A 15,106-nucleotide genomic window follows, 5' to 3' on the forward strand; every position below is an offset into this window, starting at 1 on the left:
AATAATAAGAGTAGAAAACCTAATTACACATTAATGTGTATTAGTTTAAATATACCTTTATTCACCAAAATTAAGCCACAAATCGCTTATAAAATGATGTTTTCGGCCAATTAAAGAGGTGCATTATGCGAGACTATGGAAAAGTATTCTCTCGATATTGGCGAAATAATGACATTTTACACACATCTGATGCAGATAAGCTACTTGGAACTTACTTACTGACTTCATCACACACCAACTTGATCGGCTGTAGTCATTTACCAATAGGTTATGTTATTGCAGATCTTGGTTGGGATGAGCAAAAGATATTATCGCTTTTCGAGCAACAAGTTAAACGTGATTTTATTACTCGATGTACCGTTACCAATTGGCTGCTGATCAACAATTATCTTAATTACAACCCAATTCAGAACCAAAATCAGGGCATTGCCGCTTACCGATTACTACTTGATATTCCAGATGAGTTTTGCGGCAAGATAAGATTGCTGAAGAATTTAAAAGCCTTTCAGTCAAAACTACCGTCCTCATTTGTTGCCTATTACAACCAAAATATTACCGATTCACCTATGCAACCTTTTACTGCGCTTCAACAAAGCAAAATAACCAACCAATACACAAATAAAGAAAACTACTTCGAAGATTTCTGGCAGCGGCAACTTCGTAAAGAAAAGAAAAACAAAGCCCATGACATTTGGAATAAGCTTGGCTTAGACAAAGACAGTGACAGAGCTATGCACATTATCCATTGCTGGGAAGATCAAAAGCGGCACCGAAAACAATACCAAGATAAAACTAAGACTCCACTGCCGCATAACTGGCTTGCCGATGAACAATGGTTAGATGAATTTATACGAGCCGATGATCCAAGTATTAACCCAACTAATCACCTTTCTAAAAATAACACTCAAATTAGTCTAGAAAGCAATAACCAAGCGATTGTTCAGCAATGGACTGGCTTACCAACCAAGAGAAAATAACATGACCGATCACGACAAAGAAGAATTTGCAGAAGTTTGGTCTGCCACTTACAACTTATACAGTAAGCAAATTACTCTGCAAACCCTTGCATTGGCTTTTGAAGCTTTAACCCATTATGACATTCAGCAAATTCGTAATGGCTTAACAGGGCATATTCAGTCTCCTGAAATCGGACAGTTTTGCCCTAAACCTGCTGATGTCATTAAACAGATAGAAGGAACAGGTAATGACAGAGCATCTACCGCATGGGCAAAGGTTTTATATGGTATCCACCATGTTGGCGCTTGGTCATCAATAAAGTTTGATGATGTGCTCATTCATCACGTTATCGAAAAAATTGGCGGATGGGTTTCATTATGTAAATTGAAGGAATCAGAACTAGCGTTTAAACAGAAGGATTTTATTAGTCACTATCAAGGTCTATTAAGTAAACCCATGTCAGATCATTGCCCTGACATATTAAAAGGCATTATAGACTGCCAGCAAACAGCTACTTCAAAACCTGTTGAATATGCTCACCTAACTAACCAAAACCAGATCACTCAACATAGACTCACTCAGTCTAACGAAAAGAAACTCAAGGAGCTGAACCGATGAACTTACTTCAAAAAAGCTCTCAAACATTACGAGCCGCAGAATTGATCAAATGCGGTTTTAAAACCAACATCGTAGTTCAAGATACAGGGCTTTCCTCTAACCTTATTCGAACACTGTATAAAGAAGTCCAAGGTGAATCACCAAAGGCCGGACAATTACCGTCACCAGCCAGCATTTTGGCAACCATACAATCACTGGCTCATGCTTCTATTGTTATTGAGAATTACATTGAGTTAGTAGAATCCGATACAGTAAGGGTTGATATCAATGCATTGATTCAAGCAAACAAGCAGTATCGAACAATTTTAAAAAAGAATAGGGAACTTGAGTTGACGAAAGAACTAACGATTAACGAATGCTGGGTACTCATTCGAGGTCTACAAGCTAAACAGGTTAAGCTCCATCATTGTGATAACGGGCATTTTTTCATCACAACACCAAAACAAAGAACGTTACCGACCTGCCCTTTTTGCCAATTGCATCAGCATTGATGACACTAAAAGCAAAGGAGTTGCTTCTTTATTTTATTTTTGGTTTCACACAAACTGATAGCGGTGTTTTCAAACGATAGTGTTAGTTTATTCTGTGATACATCATTTGAATTATTCCCAAATTGAGTTAACCAGTCAGAAAAACCAACACCTGCAAAAATGCTCCATTCAAAACCCAATCGATTACGAATATATATCCCTTTTAATGCAATTGCAGTCGTGGTAATCAGAGAATCATTGAATCGCACCAGATCTATCTCGCTACTATTAAAACCATCAGCAGCCTCAATAACAGCCTTTGTCATACAAAGTTCAAATAATGAGTAATCATAAACGGTTAGATGGTTACTGATAAAGTTAGCTAACGCATTCACTGTGACAGAAGCTATTGGCCAAACATCAATAAAATCAAAATAGAGTTCTGATAATTGAGGGTACCTTTCAAGCCAATGCTCAAGCATTTCATCATGGCGTAGAAAGGTTGGTTCTAAAGTAACGCAGTGCTTCATAACGATACCTTTACAGCTTATGAATAAGGTCTCGCATCCTTGGAGATTGATGGAAATATCTCTACGTTACTCTTTATGAACTTAAATGGAAAATATTTAGTAATAATTTGGTAATTTAACCAGCAACTTTAGCCCAATCCCTAGGTAGACCTCATACAACCCTACCATTCAACGACTGGTTTTCAGGCAACAAAAAAGCCGCACTTAGCGGCTTTTAGAAGCAAACTCAACTATGCCGGAAAAAGCTCTAATGGGTGAACACTCTTTGATTCACTTTCATAGCTGTTTCTAGTTTCCCATAGATCAACAGCATGCTGAATATTAAGCCAAAACTCAGGAGTATTCCCTAGAGCACAAGCAAGTTTTATTGCATTTGGTGCTGTTAATATTCCACCATTAACAATATTGCTAACAGTATTTCGGTGGACTCCCATCGCATCAGCTAATTGTTGATTGGTTAAGCCATATGGCTTCATAAACTCAATCTGTAGCATTTGACCCACTGTTAGTGGTTTGCGCTTTGTCTTACGCATAGACTCCTCACTTGTATTCGTGCTTATCTAAATAAAGGTCTTCGACATTGCCTTCAATCCACTTGAAAATAAGCCTATACTGTTTGTTTACTCTTATTGAGCAATACTCTTTCAGGTTCCCTTTTAAATGCTCAAACTTATTTGAGGGTGGAAGCCTTAAGTCGCACTCCATTTTTGCGGCATCGAGTAATTGAAGCTTTCCATATAACCTATCCTCAAGCTCATTTGGGATCTTTTTATGGCTTTTGTCTTCTTCATAGAAGTTCTCAAGCCATGAATGTTTAAAGGTAATAATCATATTATGTTTTAACCCAAACGCACAGCCATAATGTGCGCACATTTAAATTGTGCAATCAAGTGACAAAAAAATCAAGTTTATGGAAAAGTTTAATGTGTCTCAGCTCATAAATATCTATAGCCAATCAGGTTAGATAGTGACTTTCTCTACTTTATTTGAAAATCCTGAGCCATCATTCAAAACCAAAACGGATTGTAGTTAACATTGGTGTCGTAGACATCAATGTTATCTTTCTTCTTGATGTAACGAACAATAAACCAAGCGGGGACGACGAACAATAGACTATAGGCCATTTTGATTTTCCAACCTGAAAACATCATTTTGGCTAATGCAGTGTTGCTCATCTTTCCAGAAAAAGCTAAATAATCCACGACGATACTCAATAAACCTTGACCCAAAGCCGTAGTGCAAACGCTCCGAATGATAAAGTGTTTTCCTTGCAGCCAGATTTTAGTCGTTGATAACAAGTAAGCGTTAATAAATTCACCGCAGAAAAACCCCGCCATTCCAGAAAACACATATCGAACAGTTGGTTCAAAAACCGTATCGTAGGCTGCGCCATGAAGAAACACATCAGGATTGGGTAAAGCGATTATCCACTGAGAAGTGAATGCAAAAATGAGTTCGACAATAATGCCAACCCAAACAAACACTCTAGCTGTTGCATAGCCATAAACTTCTACAACGATGTCACAGATGATAAATGACACAGGAAAGACAAAAATACCTCCGGGCAAAGTCATTCCAAACACGGTTATAAAGTAATTAGCAAAACAAACCGTTAAGCACAGTACAGAAAGATAAGCCGCCTGTAGTAATAACAGCTTATAATGCATCGTCACAGTAGAATTAAGACTACCATTATTAATCAAGTCATCGTTTTTCCGCATAAGTACCCCATTTGCAATAGATCTAAGCCATTAAAGTTTGAGTAAAGCTCTTCGTCTTTCTTTAGATCAGAGTATGAAATGCTGCGGTGATAGTTCTTTTGACGATCAGTGATTTTAAACGTGATGTCGTTATCTTCGCAGAACATGATGCTGTGAAGAGCAAAGCGAGATTGATTCGGAGTATAAAACTGATAAAGAGTCAGATTACGAACGTCAATTTGAGATAATGAATTGATCCATCCTGTATCACTTAAAATATCATTGATAACCATTCTAAAAACATAGTGAGAATAGCGCATAACAACGTATGCGTATTTAATGCTTTCCAACTCAACCATTTTCACTACTCGATACGCGATTCGAGTATCATCATTGAATTCGTAATATAGACCTTTAACCTTGGAAAGAAAGCCCCTACTTTTAATCGTGGTCATCATTACTTCCTCTTGCCAATGATGCCGACACTTTCACGACCGTCAAGCAATAGGCTATCTGGAAACTGTCCTTTGCGATTAATGTAATCAACCTCGACAATTTCAAAACCAGCCTCTTCAAATAATTTGGAGAGTGACTCTTTATCTAACCAATGCACAAACTCAGGTAAATTATCAGACCAACTCTTTTCCCAATGTTTTGGGTTATCGATCTCACCGGGGAACTCCGCACCTTCTGCTTTGCGCTTTTCATATTCAGGGATAAAGGACAGCCAATTTGTCAGAAACGTGGTCTCACAAACCACATAAAGCTCACCATTAGGCTCTAGCCAGTCATGAACTTGCTGTAATGACGACTTAATTTTCTCACCGGAAAAGAAGTGAAGCACCCTACTGATTAGTATTTTCTTAAATGACTTTGGAGGGAAATTCAGCTCATAAGGAAACTCTGCAGCCAAAGTTTCGACTTCGGTATAACCAAACTTACCAGCAGCTTCTTTAATATGCTCAAGGTGTCGAATGTCCATATCATTTGCAATGACCTTGGCACCGCTCTCCAGTGCTTTCATTGTCGCGTAACCAAAAGCTGCACCTATTTCCAAAAATTGACCATCCGCATACTCAGTAAACTTTAGAGAAAATGGATCAAGGTACGGCGCTGCATACCCTTGCTTATTGAGAGTCGGAACAAATAACGGCATTTCTTCATTCATCAGCCTACTCCAGTATCATTGAATATATTGATAGCAATAATGAGTTAGATCAAAAATTAAACAATGGATTTGCTATCTGCAAACTAATTCCCAAATTCATTCAATTTGTATTCAGAAAAAATTTCAAATTAAGATTTTTCTAAGTTTTGGAGTCAGCTTTAAAAATAAAAGATTTAGAAGATGCGAAAGGGATGATTGTAATCGTATCTGTAAAATACTAGTGCAGGATTCGCAAACTGATGGCAAAACCCGTAACTTTTGCTGGCATATTACGGAAACGCCACATTTCACGTAATTCATTCTAATTTATAACCAATTCAACTATTCCGTATAGCGACAATATGCTGAGAATTAATCATTATGGTATTGTTTTTGTGTGAAGAGTTTAGAGGACAAAATGGCAAGGATTGAAATTCTGCTCAGTGACGAAGAAAAATCAAATCTCAAACTTTACTGTCAATCAAAAGGAATGACAGCATCACATATGCTTAGAACACTGATCAATCAATCCTCACCAGATATGGCCTTTATCGCAAACTTTCAAGAAGTGAAAACCAATAAAATTACTGTACGTCTTACTTCCTATAATTTACAGGTACTGGCAAAAAAGGCAAAAGCCGAAGGCTATGTCAGTCAAACCAACTGGGCAACAGCTTGTATCATGTCTCAACTGCATCAAGAGCCAGTGCTATCAGCGGATGAAACTCAGGCCTTAAGAGAATCAAACCGACAACTTGCCGCCATTGGACGCAACTTGAATCAAATTACCAAGGTTCTGAATATCGAATTTAGAGATAGCGATAAAATCACCAAAGAGATGATTCAACTACTTGAAGATAAGCTCACTCAACACAAACAAAAAGTAAATGCGCTTTTAACAAAGAATTGCCAGCGCTGGAGTATCAATGATGAGTCATTCAGCAGCTGATTCCATCTCCGATTTACTTACGGGTGATGTTCGCACTAAATCAAACCGCATCAAAAGCTCATCTCGTTACACAAAAAAGCCACCTGAAGTTATGGTAAAAATCAGTGGCTATTGTTACAGCAGTGACCACACCAAAAGCCATTTTGATTACATTACTCGCAACGGGAAATTAGAACTTGAAGACGAACTGGGTGAAACCTATGACGATAGAAATATCATTCACCAACTTGCCTGTGACTGGCAAGAACTACAAACACATTCAAAACGCAGAACCAGGCACAGCACACACCTAGTTCTATCTATGCCCGATGGCACAGAACCAAAGGCGGTAAAGCAAGCCGTAAGACAATTTGCTAAAAAGACCTTTGCGCATAATTACCAGTACGTCATGGCACTTCATACTGACACCGACAGCCCGCACGTTCATTTAACGGTTAAGAACTTAGGCTTTGATGGTAAACGACTGCATGTTAGAAAAGGGGTACCACAGGTGTGGCGAGAGCAATTTATGTGTGAGTTAGAAAGATTAGGCGTAGCGGCTGAGGCTACGCCTAGTTTGAAAAAGGTAAACTTCAGAAATAAACAAGTCTCAACACTCGCTCATGAAAACAATTCTAGTGAAACAAGCATTGAGCGTTAAATAATCTATCTACTCAAAAACGATATACACCGCCCACAAACCAGTTTGTCAAATTTTCATAGTTAAACACTGATACCTGAGCATCAAAATGCTGCGTAATATTGTAACGACCGCCAACTGTCCAGCCTATTTCAGTAGAGTTCCCTTCTGAATATTTTATAGCATCAACTTTAGCAAACACCTCAAACTGATCATAAATTTGAGAACGACCGCCAACGCCAAAACGATAAAAATCATCATCAGCTTTCAACTCAGATACAAAGTTAAAGTTATGATCTGAGTTATCTGTAAATTTTTCTTCACTGGTTATTTCAGAATTACCAAATGCCAGTTCAGCGAATAAATCTGACTTATCTGAAATTGAGTATTGATAACCTAAACCAAGTTCATATTGCTTAACATCGCTTTCAATCTCAGCCTTTACATCGCCTTGAGTGACAGAATCCGAATACTCAACCGCTGAATATTCACCAAAAACAAACACGCCCGAATCACCAAACGATTTACTGGCTTTAAGCGATAAGCCCTTAAAATTGCCATCAATACCATCAATACTTAAGGTCTTATACCCTAAACTAACGGTATCGTAGCTAAATACCGAACTTGAATCCTGAGCTTGAGAAACAAAAGAAGTGATAGAGGCTAAAACCGATAAGGCAAGAATACGTTTTTTCATTTTACATCCATATAGTTACAACTCAGCCATTGCGACTGAACAACAAGGGACGGATTATGCCTTAACGATATGAAATATTAAACTATCCAGTTACCGTAATTCCATTTTCTTTAGCCCACTCCAGCAAAGCTTGTTTATTGTGTTGCTCTTCAAATTTGTGCCATTCATCCAGTTTTTCTCTACGCTCTAACAGCGACTTAAAACGACCGTAAGCGCCCTGCTTTCTGAAGTACTGAGATACTGTTTCAAAATCGCTCGCTAAAAATTGATAAACAAAATCAAAAACTAATTTTTTTCCGAGATCTAACTCATGCTTACTAGGTACTTGAATATACTCATCGGACTGATACAAATCATCAGGAAGTGGCTCATCTTCTTCATCAATATTATCTGAAACCCAATAAACCTTACCTGTTTTAGTGCTGAGATAAGCCTGATTGTCAGAGTAAGAACCAAATGAAACAAAATCGAATGCACTTTCTAAATCTGAATATTTGATGACCATTGATATTCCTTTTATCAAAGTTCGCTGAATGAATGGGTTACAGGTGCGATATAGTTTTTATAAATCTTCTCAAGTGCTTCATCTACCGTAAGATCTTTTTCATTCTTCATATAAAGCTTTACTGTACGAATGATGAAATTCGAGTTTTGCTTGTTAGCTTTAGCAAATTCACGACATTTTTTTTCAAACAGTCTTTGCTCCATTTCTTGTTGAAAAGCCGTGATTGCTTTATCAAAACTGTTGTTGTGTTTTGCAAACAACTCTTTGAGTTTTGCTTTTGGTACACGATAAGACTTACTGGCATAATCCAGTGCATCACGGAAGTTATCAAAAGTTTCACCAAATACACTCAGTTTTTCAGTTTGAACAAAATTAGAGTGTCGCTTTTGACCATCAACTTCGAACTCAAATCCTTTAAATTTAATACGTTCGTAAGTTTCAGTACCAAGCTCAATACCTGCATTCAGGCTCTTTTTAAAGTTATGATCAAAATCATCAAGCTCATCTTTATGCCAAAGATGATAAACCCGAAGTGCTTTTTCATACTTTTTGGCCAGTTTTGACTTCACAAAATCAACTCGCTGGCCTAATAAACCGGACTTATCTTCCTTAAGAAGATTGAAACACTCATTGCAGGCTGGTATTTCGTAAAAGTCAGCTTCTTCTCCCGTTCGAATATAAAATTCAGCCAGTTTTAAAGGTGGAATAAAATCATATTCTGTCGCAATACAACCACAATAAAAGCATACATTGAAATGACGACTTTCCATTGCCATCACTCGACTATACAACTCACGATTATTCAACATCATTTTTCCTATCGCGAAATACTCCAGATTATTCGATTTTATGAAAATATCAGAGCTCTGTTAACCCAAACACTAAAGAAGATTAACTCACTCGTATCCACTTTTTCTGACTTTCTGGCATACGTGCTATTTTTTTGCCTTTAATAAGTTCATTCAAAGCCCTTGTAAAATCTGGCTTAGGCATACTTAATTTCTTTCTTACATCTTCAGTCGATTTAGGGTGCTGTAGTTGTTGTAAGATTTTTTGGTGTGTAGAGCAATCCGATTTAGTCTCAACCAATGCTTGGCTTTTGGAAGGTAAAGGTATGGCGCAAGCAACACGATGCAGGTGGCATTGAAACTTAAACGCCATAATTAATGAGTTATCTTGGCTGAATAAAACAAACTGACACTGCTTCTTTTGCTCGTCATTCAACGATGCCAGTACACCAACAAGGTTCCCTATGATGTAAAAGTCAGCTTGATTAGCTCCAGTTGGGTAACTAGAAAACACTTGAAACAGCCTGCGCTCACAAAGTTCTATAATCTGCGTGTTTTTAGAAAAAACATAAACCTTATCAGAAAGAGAAGCCTTAACATCTGCAACAGCGTTTAATCCCACATTCTCAGCATCAACAAAAATAAACTTCAAAATACACTCCATTTATACTTGGTGCTATCCATAACACATTGAAATTTATCTTATCAAACCTCAATATGTTTACTAGATAACAGCGAAACAACTGAACAAATAAAGAACAGTCATGGAATAACTATGATTAATCAAACTGAAACTAACAAGCAGTGGCTAAACAGCAAAGAAACACAAAGAGCATTGAAAATATCAGGTTGCCAGTTGATGCACCTTCGAGAGTCTGGCAAATTGCAATTCAAGAAAGTCGGACGCGCATATTTTTATTGGGTTGCTTCAAAAATTAATTAATCACCTAAAACAAAAAAGAAAGGTTGCCAATGAATGCTCAGCTCTTTGCAGAATTAATCTCAAAAATTAAAATTGGCAAACATTTACCTGAAGCTATCTATCTTCATAAAGACGCTTTTTCTGCTCTACCACCTGAGTTGCAATCATTTATTCCAGCCGTTGCTAAAGCTGTCTTGTTAGACGATGAAAACTGGGATTTAGTTAAACTGTTCAAAAAAGACTTTCGCATATCATTACTGTCCTACCCTACTTTTTATCAAGACTCTTATCCCACACTTAAGCAAAGTATGAATGTTGATCTTAGCAAGCTAAAACACAAAATCACATCATACGAACAAACAGACAATCCACCGATATTGCATAGAAAGGAAACAATGGTGCTGTCAGATGATCCACATTACCAAGAGTTTGTTGATATCACACAAGAAGGCGAAAATGCAGGGCTGTATGAAAATACACGTACCATTGGATTTAAAAGAAACTGGGAAACGTTAATTCAAAACAAAGGTTTTACCCTTGTTGACGGCAGACTTTTTAGAAACTCAGCAGTAATCAAACCACAAGAAAGCGATAGCATTGATAGACATAAAACAGCCATAGTGCGTTATGGACTTTCTGTTCCTATGAAGTTGTTGTCAAAACATGGTTACTTAAATGGTGAACACTCTATCTTTGACTACGGTTGTGGACGACAAGATGACTTAACAGAGTTAAATGCCCACGGTCTTGATGCCACAGGTTGGGATCCTAACTTTGCGCCTGACAACGATAAATGTGAGTCTGACATTGTTAACCTTGGTTTCGTGTTAAATGTAATTGAAGATCAAGAAGAAAGAATAGAAGCATTGCTCGGTGCGTGGGATTTAACACAAAAACTGCTTGTTATATCTGTGATGATTGCAAATGAGGAATACATTGCCCAATTTAAACCATACAAAGATGGCATAATTACATCAATCAATACCTTTCAAAAATACTATGCACAAGCTGAAATCAAAGGCTATCTAGAACGCTCATTACAAGAAGAACCCATCGCTATCGCACCCGGTATTTTTTATATTTTCAAAGATAAAATCGCAGAACAACAATACCTGCAAAACAAATATAAGCGTCATCATAAGTGGGAGCAACGCACATCACCGATAAAACTGGATTCTAAAGAGAAACTTCAATTAGTTATTGCTCAAAATGAGATTTTATTTCAAAGTTTTTGGAATAAATGTTTAGAGTTAGGGCGAGTACCTGCTAATGATGAGTTTGATGATACGCATAAGGTGAAAGAGCTCATAGGTTCAAACAAGAAAGTGTTTGAGCTATTAAAAGAAACGTATCCCAAGGAAGAGTATGGGAAATATCAATTAGCAAAGACTGAGCATACCGAAGATATACTGTTGTACCTTTGCATGGAGCTGTTTGAGAAGCGTAAACCCTATATTCATCAGCCAGATTCATTTAAACGAGATATAAAAGTCTTCTTTGATGGTTACCAGCATGCTAGGGACTCAGCTAAAGAGCTTCTATTTTCGATAGTAGATACTGAAAATATTGAGCAAGAATGCATAAAAGCTCATAACACATTACCTGCCAGCCTCTTGAATGAAGGTCACTCCCTAATATTCCATAAAGACTATGCGGAGCAACTTCCCTTACTTTTGAGGATTTATTTAGGTGCAGCTTTACAAATGTATGGTGAAGTTGATGACGATATTGATCTAATAAAAATTCATATTCAATCAGGTAAACTCACCCTAACTGCTTATGACGACTTTGAAAAGTCAGTTCCAATGTTGGTTGAGCGCATAAAAATAAAGATGGCTGACCAAGATATCGATTTCTTTGATTACGTCAATAAAGAAAAGCGCCCTCCTCTTTTAAACAAGCATTTGTTTTTGCCTGAGAGTCAAGTCCAATACAAAAAGCAGTTGAGCTTTGATAGGCGGCTGGCTAAGGCTTTGGAATTTGAACATGTTGATGAAGTGATGATGACCAGAAGTGAATTCGAGTCATCATTGTTACAAGTAAATAAAAAGATATCAGGATTTAAAATTGCTTCAAAATAATACTGATACGATACGAGTATCTGGATTACTCAAATATCAAATCTGCATCAAAATCATGTACTAAAATAGATTGAGCTTGAATTCCAATCCCTTTCTCAATCATAATCTCTGCTAACTGTTCACCATCAATCAAAATTATTGGTACACAACCCGGCTTAAAGGATATATCCATTGCTTCTTTGGTAAATGAGCTGGTCGTAATAAAAATACCCTGTTCAAACTCACCAGTTATATCGCCTCTAAACTGTGAAATGTCCGGTCTGCCGACTTTGTTTGACTCGCAATAGCGTTTACACTGTGCCGCGACGCCCATTTCAGCAATACCAATTTTTAGTGAACCTTTAACGTCAATCCCGCCATCGCGACCTGAGGGAGTTACCTGCATTTTTGTGAAACCATAACGTTGAAGAAAGTGACGACTAAACTCTTCAAACTCACTCGGTGATATAGTACGCAAATATTGAAGAATTTCAGATTTTACTTTTTCTCGTTGTTGGGCAGCTAAATCTTTAATTTGCTCGATGTAATGATCGGCCAATAACTCTTCTTTGCTTGGTTCTCTGACTTCAAAAGCCCTACGGCTCTCAACTCTATACTCTTTAAGTAACTCGAAAGCACCATCAGAGTGCTTATAAAAGTACCGCTCTTTATGCATTTGAGAGATATTTTTATTACTACAATGACGATCTAAAGTTACCCTGAGAGCAGCCAGAGGAGTTTTAGAACCAAAGTCATACAACTTGTTATCTACTATTACCTTGTACAACAAGTCTAATTTTGCTGGTTCACCAATAATCTTAAGTGCTTCAATACCTGCTTCAAAAATTTTCATAATTACAGAAACTTAGAAATCCTTTCTTTCATTTCTTCCAATGGTAACTCTTTTGTCATGTAACACCAAGACATCCTAATAGCACTGTCTATTCTTTCATCATCTAACTGCATTGCGGTTAAAACATGACTGGGAGTGTAACTTGATGAAGTGCAGGCTGAACCATTTGATACGGCGATAACACCTTTCAGAGCTACTAAAGCAGCTTCTGAGTTAAGCCCCGGAATAGAAAAATTGAGAACACTTGCTGAAGTGTTATCTCCATTAACCTGAATATTAAAACAAGATAATTCTTCAACCGCTTTATTCTTTAACTTTTGGCAGTGTTCCTGCCACTGCTCAGAATGAGATAATGAAAGGCGAGCCGACTCCCCAAGCCCAGCAATTAAAGCAACTGGTAATGTGCCGGGTCTAAGCCCTTTTTCTTGACCACCTCCGTACATTAACGGTTGTAGAGGGACTTTCTTAAAACCTCTCTTGCGAGTGATTAAAGCTCCCACACCTTTAGGTGCATAAATTTTATGACCACTCACACTGATCATATCTATTCTCTTGTTTTGTAAATATTTGGAATATTTACCGAAACTTTGAGCTGCATCAACATGAAAATAAGCTTCTGATTCATTTAATACATCACAGAAAGCTGTAATGTCTTGTATGCACCCAGTTTCATTATTGATATGCATAATGCTTACTAGAACGGTATCATCTCGCAATGCTGACTTTAAACTTTCAGGAGATATTAAACCTGTTTGGCTCGGTTCAATGTACGTAACATCAAAACCTTGCTTTTCAAGTTCCATTATGGGTTCTAAGACCGCCTTATGCTCAATACAAGTCGTAATAATGTGTTTTTTATTTGCCGTTTTAGCAAAAGAGTTAAGACCAAGTATCGCAATATTGTTGCTTTCTGTTGCCCCACTAGTAAAGGTAACTTCAGATTTGTCTGCATCTACCACCGAAGCCACACTCTTTCTCGCTAATTCAACTGCTTGCTTAGCGTTAACACCAAACTCATGAGTACGACTTCCAGCATTCCCATACTCTTCAAAAAGATATTTGGTGACAATTTGTGCTACTTCTGGAGCAATTGGGGTTGTAGCATTGCAATCTAAATAAGTTGTCATTACTATTGCGCTCTTGTTCGTACGTACACTATGATAATGTACGTATGGTGCCATAAAGAAATCTATCAGAGAAGGATAATATGTACGAACCAGCTTTTGAGCATGTTTTTCCAGCAATCAAAGGAATCCAAGCTGGGCAAGAGTACTATGTAACAATGTGCCCACTTAAATATATTCCAAAAATCTTTGAATTTCATGAAGATGAATTGGCACCCGAGTACCGAGCTCAACGAACTCTAAATGATAAGCGTATCCCAGGCTTAAAGCGCTATCTAACAGAAAATAAAAAAAGCTATGTATTTTCTTCTATTACGGCTTCCATTGCAGGGAAAGTCAGCTTTGTTCCGATGGAAGAAAAAGGTGCTGGAAGTAAAATTGGTGCACTAAAAATTGATATGGACAGTATTTTAAATATCATTGACGGGCAGCATAGAAGAGCAGCAATTGAAGCAGTTTTGGCCGACGAACCAGACCTTGCAAATGAAACAATATCCGTTGTGTTTTTTGTAGAAAAAAACTTATCTCAACGACAACAAATGTTTGCAGACTTAAACCTATATCAGGTCAAAGTGAATCAATCTGTTTCAAAAACCTATAACCAGCGTGATGAGTTTGCACAAATATCCCGAGAAGTAGCAATCAAGTGTAAAGCCTTAAAAGGCTTAATCGATTTCGAACAAACAAAGTTAAGTAAGCGTTCGCGAAAGCTTTTTACACACAATGCACTTAATCAGTCCATCATTAGCCTTCTAAAAGGGTCTAGTGAGTTAGATATAAAATCTAAAATAAAACTCAGCAATCACTTTTATGACGAAGTTGCTAAAAATATCGCTGAATGGGATTTGATTAAAAAATCTAAAATCACTGCTGGCGAATCAAGAGAAGACTTTATCCATTCGCATTCGATATTTCTTCACGCTATCGGAATCGTTGGTAATCAGCTTATTACCAGTGATAATTGGGAAACTACGCTTTCTCAACTTTGTGAAATTGACTGGCACAGAAGCGCGACAGAGTTATGGGAAGGTCGTTGCGTATTTAACGGCCGCCTTCAAAAAAATAATCGTACCACACAACTTACCGCTAACTTGATTAAACAGAAATTAGGACTTCAGCTATCGAAAGACGAGCTAAAGACCGAAAGTACTTTGGAAAGAGATTAAA

At 37.5% G+C, this 15,106-nt stretch carries 20 protein-coding genes; 8 read left to right on the forward strand and 12 right to left on the reverse strand.

The genetic code is table 11. The features are described 5' to 3' along the window. Positions 1–125: 125 nt before the first annotated feature. From E2I05_RS14495 to E2I05_RS14505, 3 genes are read left to right on the forward strand one after another with little or no spacing between them, the layout of a single operon-like run. Positions 126–977, forward strand: a complete 852-nt coding sequence (locus E2I05_RS14495) for a hypothetical protein (RefSeq protein ID WP_121851631.1) — start codon at positions 126–128, stop codon at positions 975–977. Between the two features lies 1 nt (position 978). Then, positions 979–1,575, forward strand: a complete 597-nt coding sequence (locus E2I05_RS14500; protein ID WP_121851630.1) for a DUF6475 domain-containing protein — start codon at positions 979–981, stop codon at positions 1,573–1,575. Then, complete coding sequence (locus tag E2I05_RS14505) at positions 1,572–2,066, forward strand: FlhC family transcriptional regulator (RefSeq protein ID WP_121851629.1); 495 nt, start codon at positions 1,572–1,574, stop codon at positions 2,064–2,066. Before E2I05_RS14500 ends, E2I05_RS14505 begins: the two co-directional genes overlap by 4 nt. Positions 2,067–2,071: 5 nt before the next feature. On the opposite strand, the gene E2I05_RS14510 is transcribed toward E2I05_RS14505, so the two are convergent. From E2I05_RS14510 to E2I05_RS14535, 6 genes are all read right to left on the reverse strand, one after another. Next, entirely contained in the window at positions 2,072–2,575 is a 504-nt protein-coding gene (locus E2I05_RS14510; RefSeq protein WP_121851628.1) for a hypothetical protein, read from the reverse strand. 230 nt (positions 2,576–2,805) lie between these two features. Beyond that, positions 2,806–3,108, reverse strand: coding sequence for a HigA family addiction module antitoxin (locus tag E2I05_RS14515; RefSeq protein ID WP_121851627.1), 303 nt, complete (start codon positions 3,106–3,108; stop codon positions 2,806–2,808). Between the two features lie 7 nt (positions 3,109–3,115). Next, positions 3,116–3,406, reverse strand: coding sequence for a type II toxin-antitoxin system RelE/ParE family toxin (locus tag E2I05_RS14520; RefSeq protein ID WP_121851680.1), 291 nt, complete (start codon positions 3,404–3,406; stop codon positions 3,116–3,118). Between the two features lie 176 nt (positions 3,407–3,582). Beyond that, entirely contained in the window at positions 3,583–4,296 is a 714-nt protein-coding gene (locus E2I05_RS14525) for a queuosine precursor transporter (RefSeq protein WP_121851626.1), read from the reverse strand. Further along, positions 4,275–4,733: a hypothetical protein gene (locus E2I05_RS14530; RefSeq protein WP_133309713.1), complete on the reverse strand. Its 459-nt coding sequence runs from the start codon at positions 4,731–4,733 to the stop codon at positions 4,275–4,277. Before E2I05_RS14530 ends, E2I05_RS14525 begins: the two co-directional genes overlap by 22 nt. Further along, entirely contained in the window at positions 4,733–5,443 is a 711-nt protein-coding gene (locus E2I05_RS14535; RefSeq protein ID WP_121851624.1) for a class I SAM-dependent methyltransferase, read from the reverse strand. Before E2I05_RS14535 ends, E2I05_RS14530 begins: the two co-directional genes overlap by 1 nt. Positions 5,444–5,819: 376 nt before the next feature. Here E2I05_RS14535 and E2I05_RS14540 point away from each other — a divergent pair, with 376 nt between their 5' ends. Then, positions 5,820–6,371 (forward strand): plasmid mobilization protein, encoded by a 552-nt coding sequence (locus E2I05_RS14540; RefSeq protein ID WP_145964474.1) that lies wholly within the window; start codon positions 5,820–5,822, stop codon positions 6,369–6,371. Next, positions 6,349–7,011 (forward strand): relaxase/mobilization nuclease domain-containing protein, encoded by a 663-nt coding sequence (locus E2I05_RS14545; protein ID WP_243641001.1) that lies wholly within the window; start codon positions 6,349–6,351, stop codon positions 7,009–7,011. Before E2I05_RS14540 ends, E2I05_RS14545 begins: the two co-directional genes overlap by 23 nt. A 13-nt stretch (positions 7,012–7,024) precedes the next feature. On the opposite strand, the gene E2I05_RS14550 is transcribed toward E2I05_RS14545, so the two are convergent. The 4 genes from E2I05_RS14550 to E2I05_RS14565 form a co-directional block, all read right to left on the reverse strand. After that, complete coding sequence (locus E2I05_RS14550; RefSeq protein ID WP_121851622.1) at positions 7,025–7,687, reverse strand: hypothetical protein; 663 nt, start codon at positions 7,685–7,687, stop codon at positions 7,025–7,027. Positions 7,688–7,769: 82 nt separating this feature from the next. Further along, positions 7,770–8,192, reverse strand: coding sequence for a UPF0158 family protein (locus E2I05_RS14555; RefSeq protein ID WP_121851621.1), 423 nt, complete (start codon positions 8,190–8,192; stop codon positions 7,770–7,772). Between the two features lie 14 nt (positions 8,193–8,206). After that, entirely contained in the window at positions 8,207–9,004 is a 798-nt protein-coding gene (locus E2I05_RS14560; RefSeq protein WP_133309714.1) for a hypothetical protein, read from the reverse strand. Positions 9,005–9,083: 79 nt separating this feature from the next. Further along, positions 9,084–9,632, reverse strand: a complete 549-nt coding sequence (locus E2I05_RS14565; RefSeq protein WP_121851619.1) for a hypothetical protein — start codon at positions 9,630–9,632, stop codon at positions 9,084–9,086. 123 nt (positions 9,633–9,755) lie between these two features. On the opposite strand from E2I05_RS14565, the gene E2I05_RS22095 reads away from it, so the two are divergent. Together E2I05_RS22095 and E2I05_RS14570 are read left to right on the forward strand one after the other, a co-directional pair. Then, positions 9,756–9,923: a hypothetical protein gene (locus tag E2I05_RS22095; protein ID WP_165905409.1), complete on the forward strand. Its 168-nt coding sequence runs from the start codon at positions 9,756–9,758 to the stop codon at positions 9,921–9,923. A gap of 29 nt (positions 9,924–9,952) precedes the next feature. Then, positions 9,953–11,983 (forward strand): DNA phosphorothioation-associated putative methyltransferase, encoded by a 2,031-nt coding sequence (locus E2I05_RS14570; protein ID WP_121851618.1) that lies wholly within the window; start codon positions 9,953–9,955, stop codon positions 11,981–11,983. A 25-nt stretch (positions 11,984–12,008) separates the two neighbouring features. Here E2I05_RS14570 and E2I05_RS14575 read toward each other — a convergent pair whose 3' ends face one another. Both E2I05_RS14575 and dndA read right to left on the reverse strand, forming a co-directional pair. Then, positions 12,009–12,815 (reverse strand): restriction endonuclease, encoded by an 807-nt coding sequence (locus tag E2I05_RS14575; RefSeq protein ID WP_121851617.1) that lies wholly within the window; start codon positions 12,813–12,815, stop codon positions 12,009–12,011. A 2-nt stretch (positions 12,816–12,817) separates the two neighbouring features. Beyond that, complete coding sequence (gene dndA / locus E2I05_RS14580; protein WP_121851616.1) at positions 12,818–13,942, reverse strand: cysteine desulfurase DndA; 1,125 nt, start codon at positions 13,940–13,942, stop codon at positions 12,818–12,820. A gap of 80 nt (positions 13,943–14,022) precedes the next feature. Between dndA and dndB the strand changes: the two genes are divergently transcribed. Then, a complete protein-coding gene (gene dndB, locus E2I05_RS14585) occupies positions 14,023–15,105 on the forward strand; it encodes a DNA sulfur modification protein DndB (RefSeq protein ID WP_121851615.1) in 1,083 nt (360 codons plus the stop codon). Position 15,106: the final 1 nt, after the last annotated feature.

The organism is Parashewanella spongiae, assembly GCF_004358345.1.
Taxonomy (GTDB): domain Bacteria; phylum Pseudomonadota; class Gammaproteobacteria; order Enterobacterales; family Shewanellaceae; genus Parashewanella; species Parashewanella spongiae.

Excerpts from the sequence above, each read along its gene's own strand:
- E2I05_RS14495 (WP_121851631.1), top strand. The coding sequence starts at position 126 with ATGCGAGACTATGGAAAAGTATTCTCTCGATATTGGCGAAATAATGAC.
- E2I05_RS14500 (WP_121851630.1), top strand. The coding sequence starts at position 979 with ATGACCGATCACGACAAAGAAGAATTTGCAGAAGTTTGGTCTGCCACT.
- E2I05_RS14505 (WP_121851629.1), top strand. The coding sequence starts at position 1,572 with ATGAACTTACTTCAAAAAAGCTCTCAAACATTACGAGCCGCAGAATTG.
- E2I05_RS14510 (WP_121851628.1), bottom strand. The coding sequence starts at position 2,575 with ATGAAGCACTGCGTTACTTTAGAACCAACCTTTCTACGCCATGATGAA.
- E2I05_RS14515 (WP_121851627.1), bottom strand. The coding sequence starts at position 3,108 with ATGCGTAAGACAAAGCGCAAACCACTAACAGTGGGTCAAATGCTACAG.
- E2I05_RS14520 (WP_121851680.1), bottom strand. The coding sequence starts at position 3,406 with ATGATTATTACCTTTAAACATTCATGGCTTGAGAACTTCTATGAAGAA.
- E2I05_RS14525 (WP_121851626.1), bottom strand. The coding sequence starts at position 4,296 with ATGCGGAAAAACGATGACTTGATTAATAATGGTAGTCTTAATTCTACT.
- E2I05_RS14530 (WP_133309713.1), bottom strand. The coding sequence starts at position 4,733 with ATGATGACCACGATTAAAAGTAGGGGCTTTCTTTCCAAGGTTAAAGGT.
- E2I05_RS14535 (WP_121851624.1), bottom strand. The coding sequence starts at position 5,443 with ATGAATGAAGAAATGCCGTTATTTGTTCCGACTCTCAATAAGCAAGGG.
- E2I05_RS14545 (WP_243641001.1), top strand. The coding sequence starts at position 6,349 with ATGATGAGTCATTCAGCAGCTGATTCCATCTCCGATTTACTTACGGGT.
- E2I05_RS14550 (WP_121851622.1), bottom strand. The coding sequence starts at position 7,687 with ATGAAAAAACGTATTCTTGCCTTATCGGTTTTAGCCTCTATCACTTCT.
- E2I05_RS14555 (WP_121851621.1), bottom strand. The coding sequence starts at position 8,192 with ATGGTCATCAAATATTCAGATTTAGAAAGTGCATTCGATTTTGTTTCA.
- E2I05_RS14560 (WP_133309714.1), bottom strand. The coding sequence starts at position 9,004 with ATGATGTTGAATAATCGTGAGTTGTATAGTCGAGTGATGGCAATGGAA.
- E2I05_RS22095 (WP_165905409.1), top strand. The coding sequence starts at position 9,756 with ATGATTAATCAAACTGAAACTAACAAGCAGTGGCTAAACAGCAAAGAA.
- E2I05_RS14570 (WP_121851618.1), top strand. The coding sequence starts at position 9,953 with ATGAATGCTCAGCTCTTTGCAGAATTAATCTCAAAAATTAAAATTGGC.
- E2I05_RS14575 (WP_121851617.1), bottom strand. The coding sequence starts at position 12,815 with ATGAAAATTTTTGAAGCAGGTATTGAAGCACTTAAGATTATTGGTGAA.
- dndA (WP_121851616.1), bottom strand. The coding sequence starts at position 13,942 with ATGACAACTTATTTAGATTGCAATGCTACAACCCCAATTGCTCCAGAA.
- dndB (WP_121851615.1), top strand. The coding sequence starts at position 14,023 with ATGTACGAACCAGCTTTTGAGCATGTTTTTCCAGCAATCAAAGGAATC.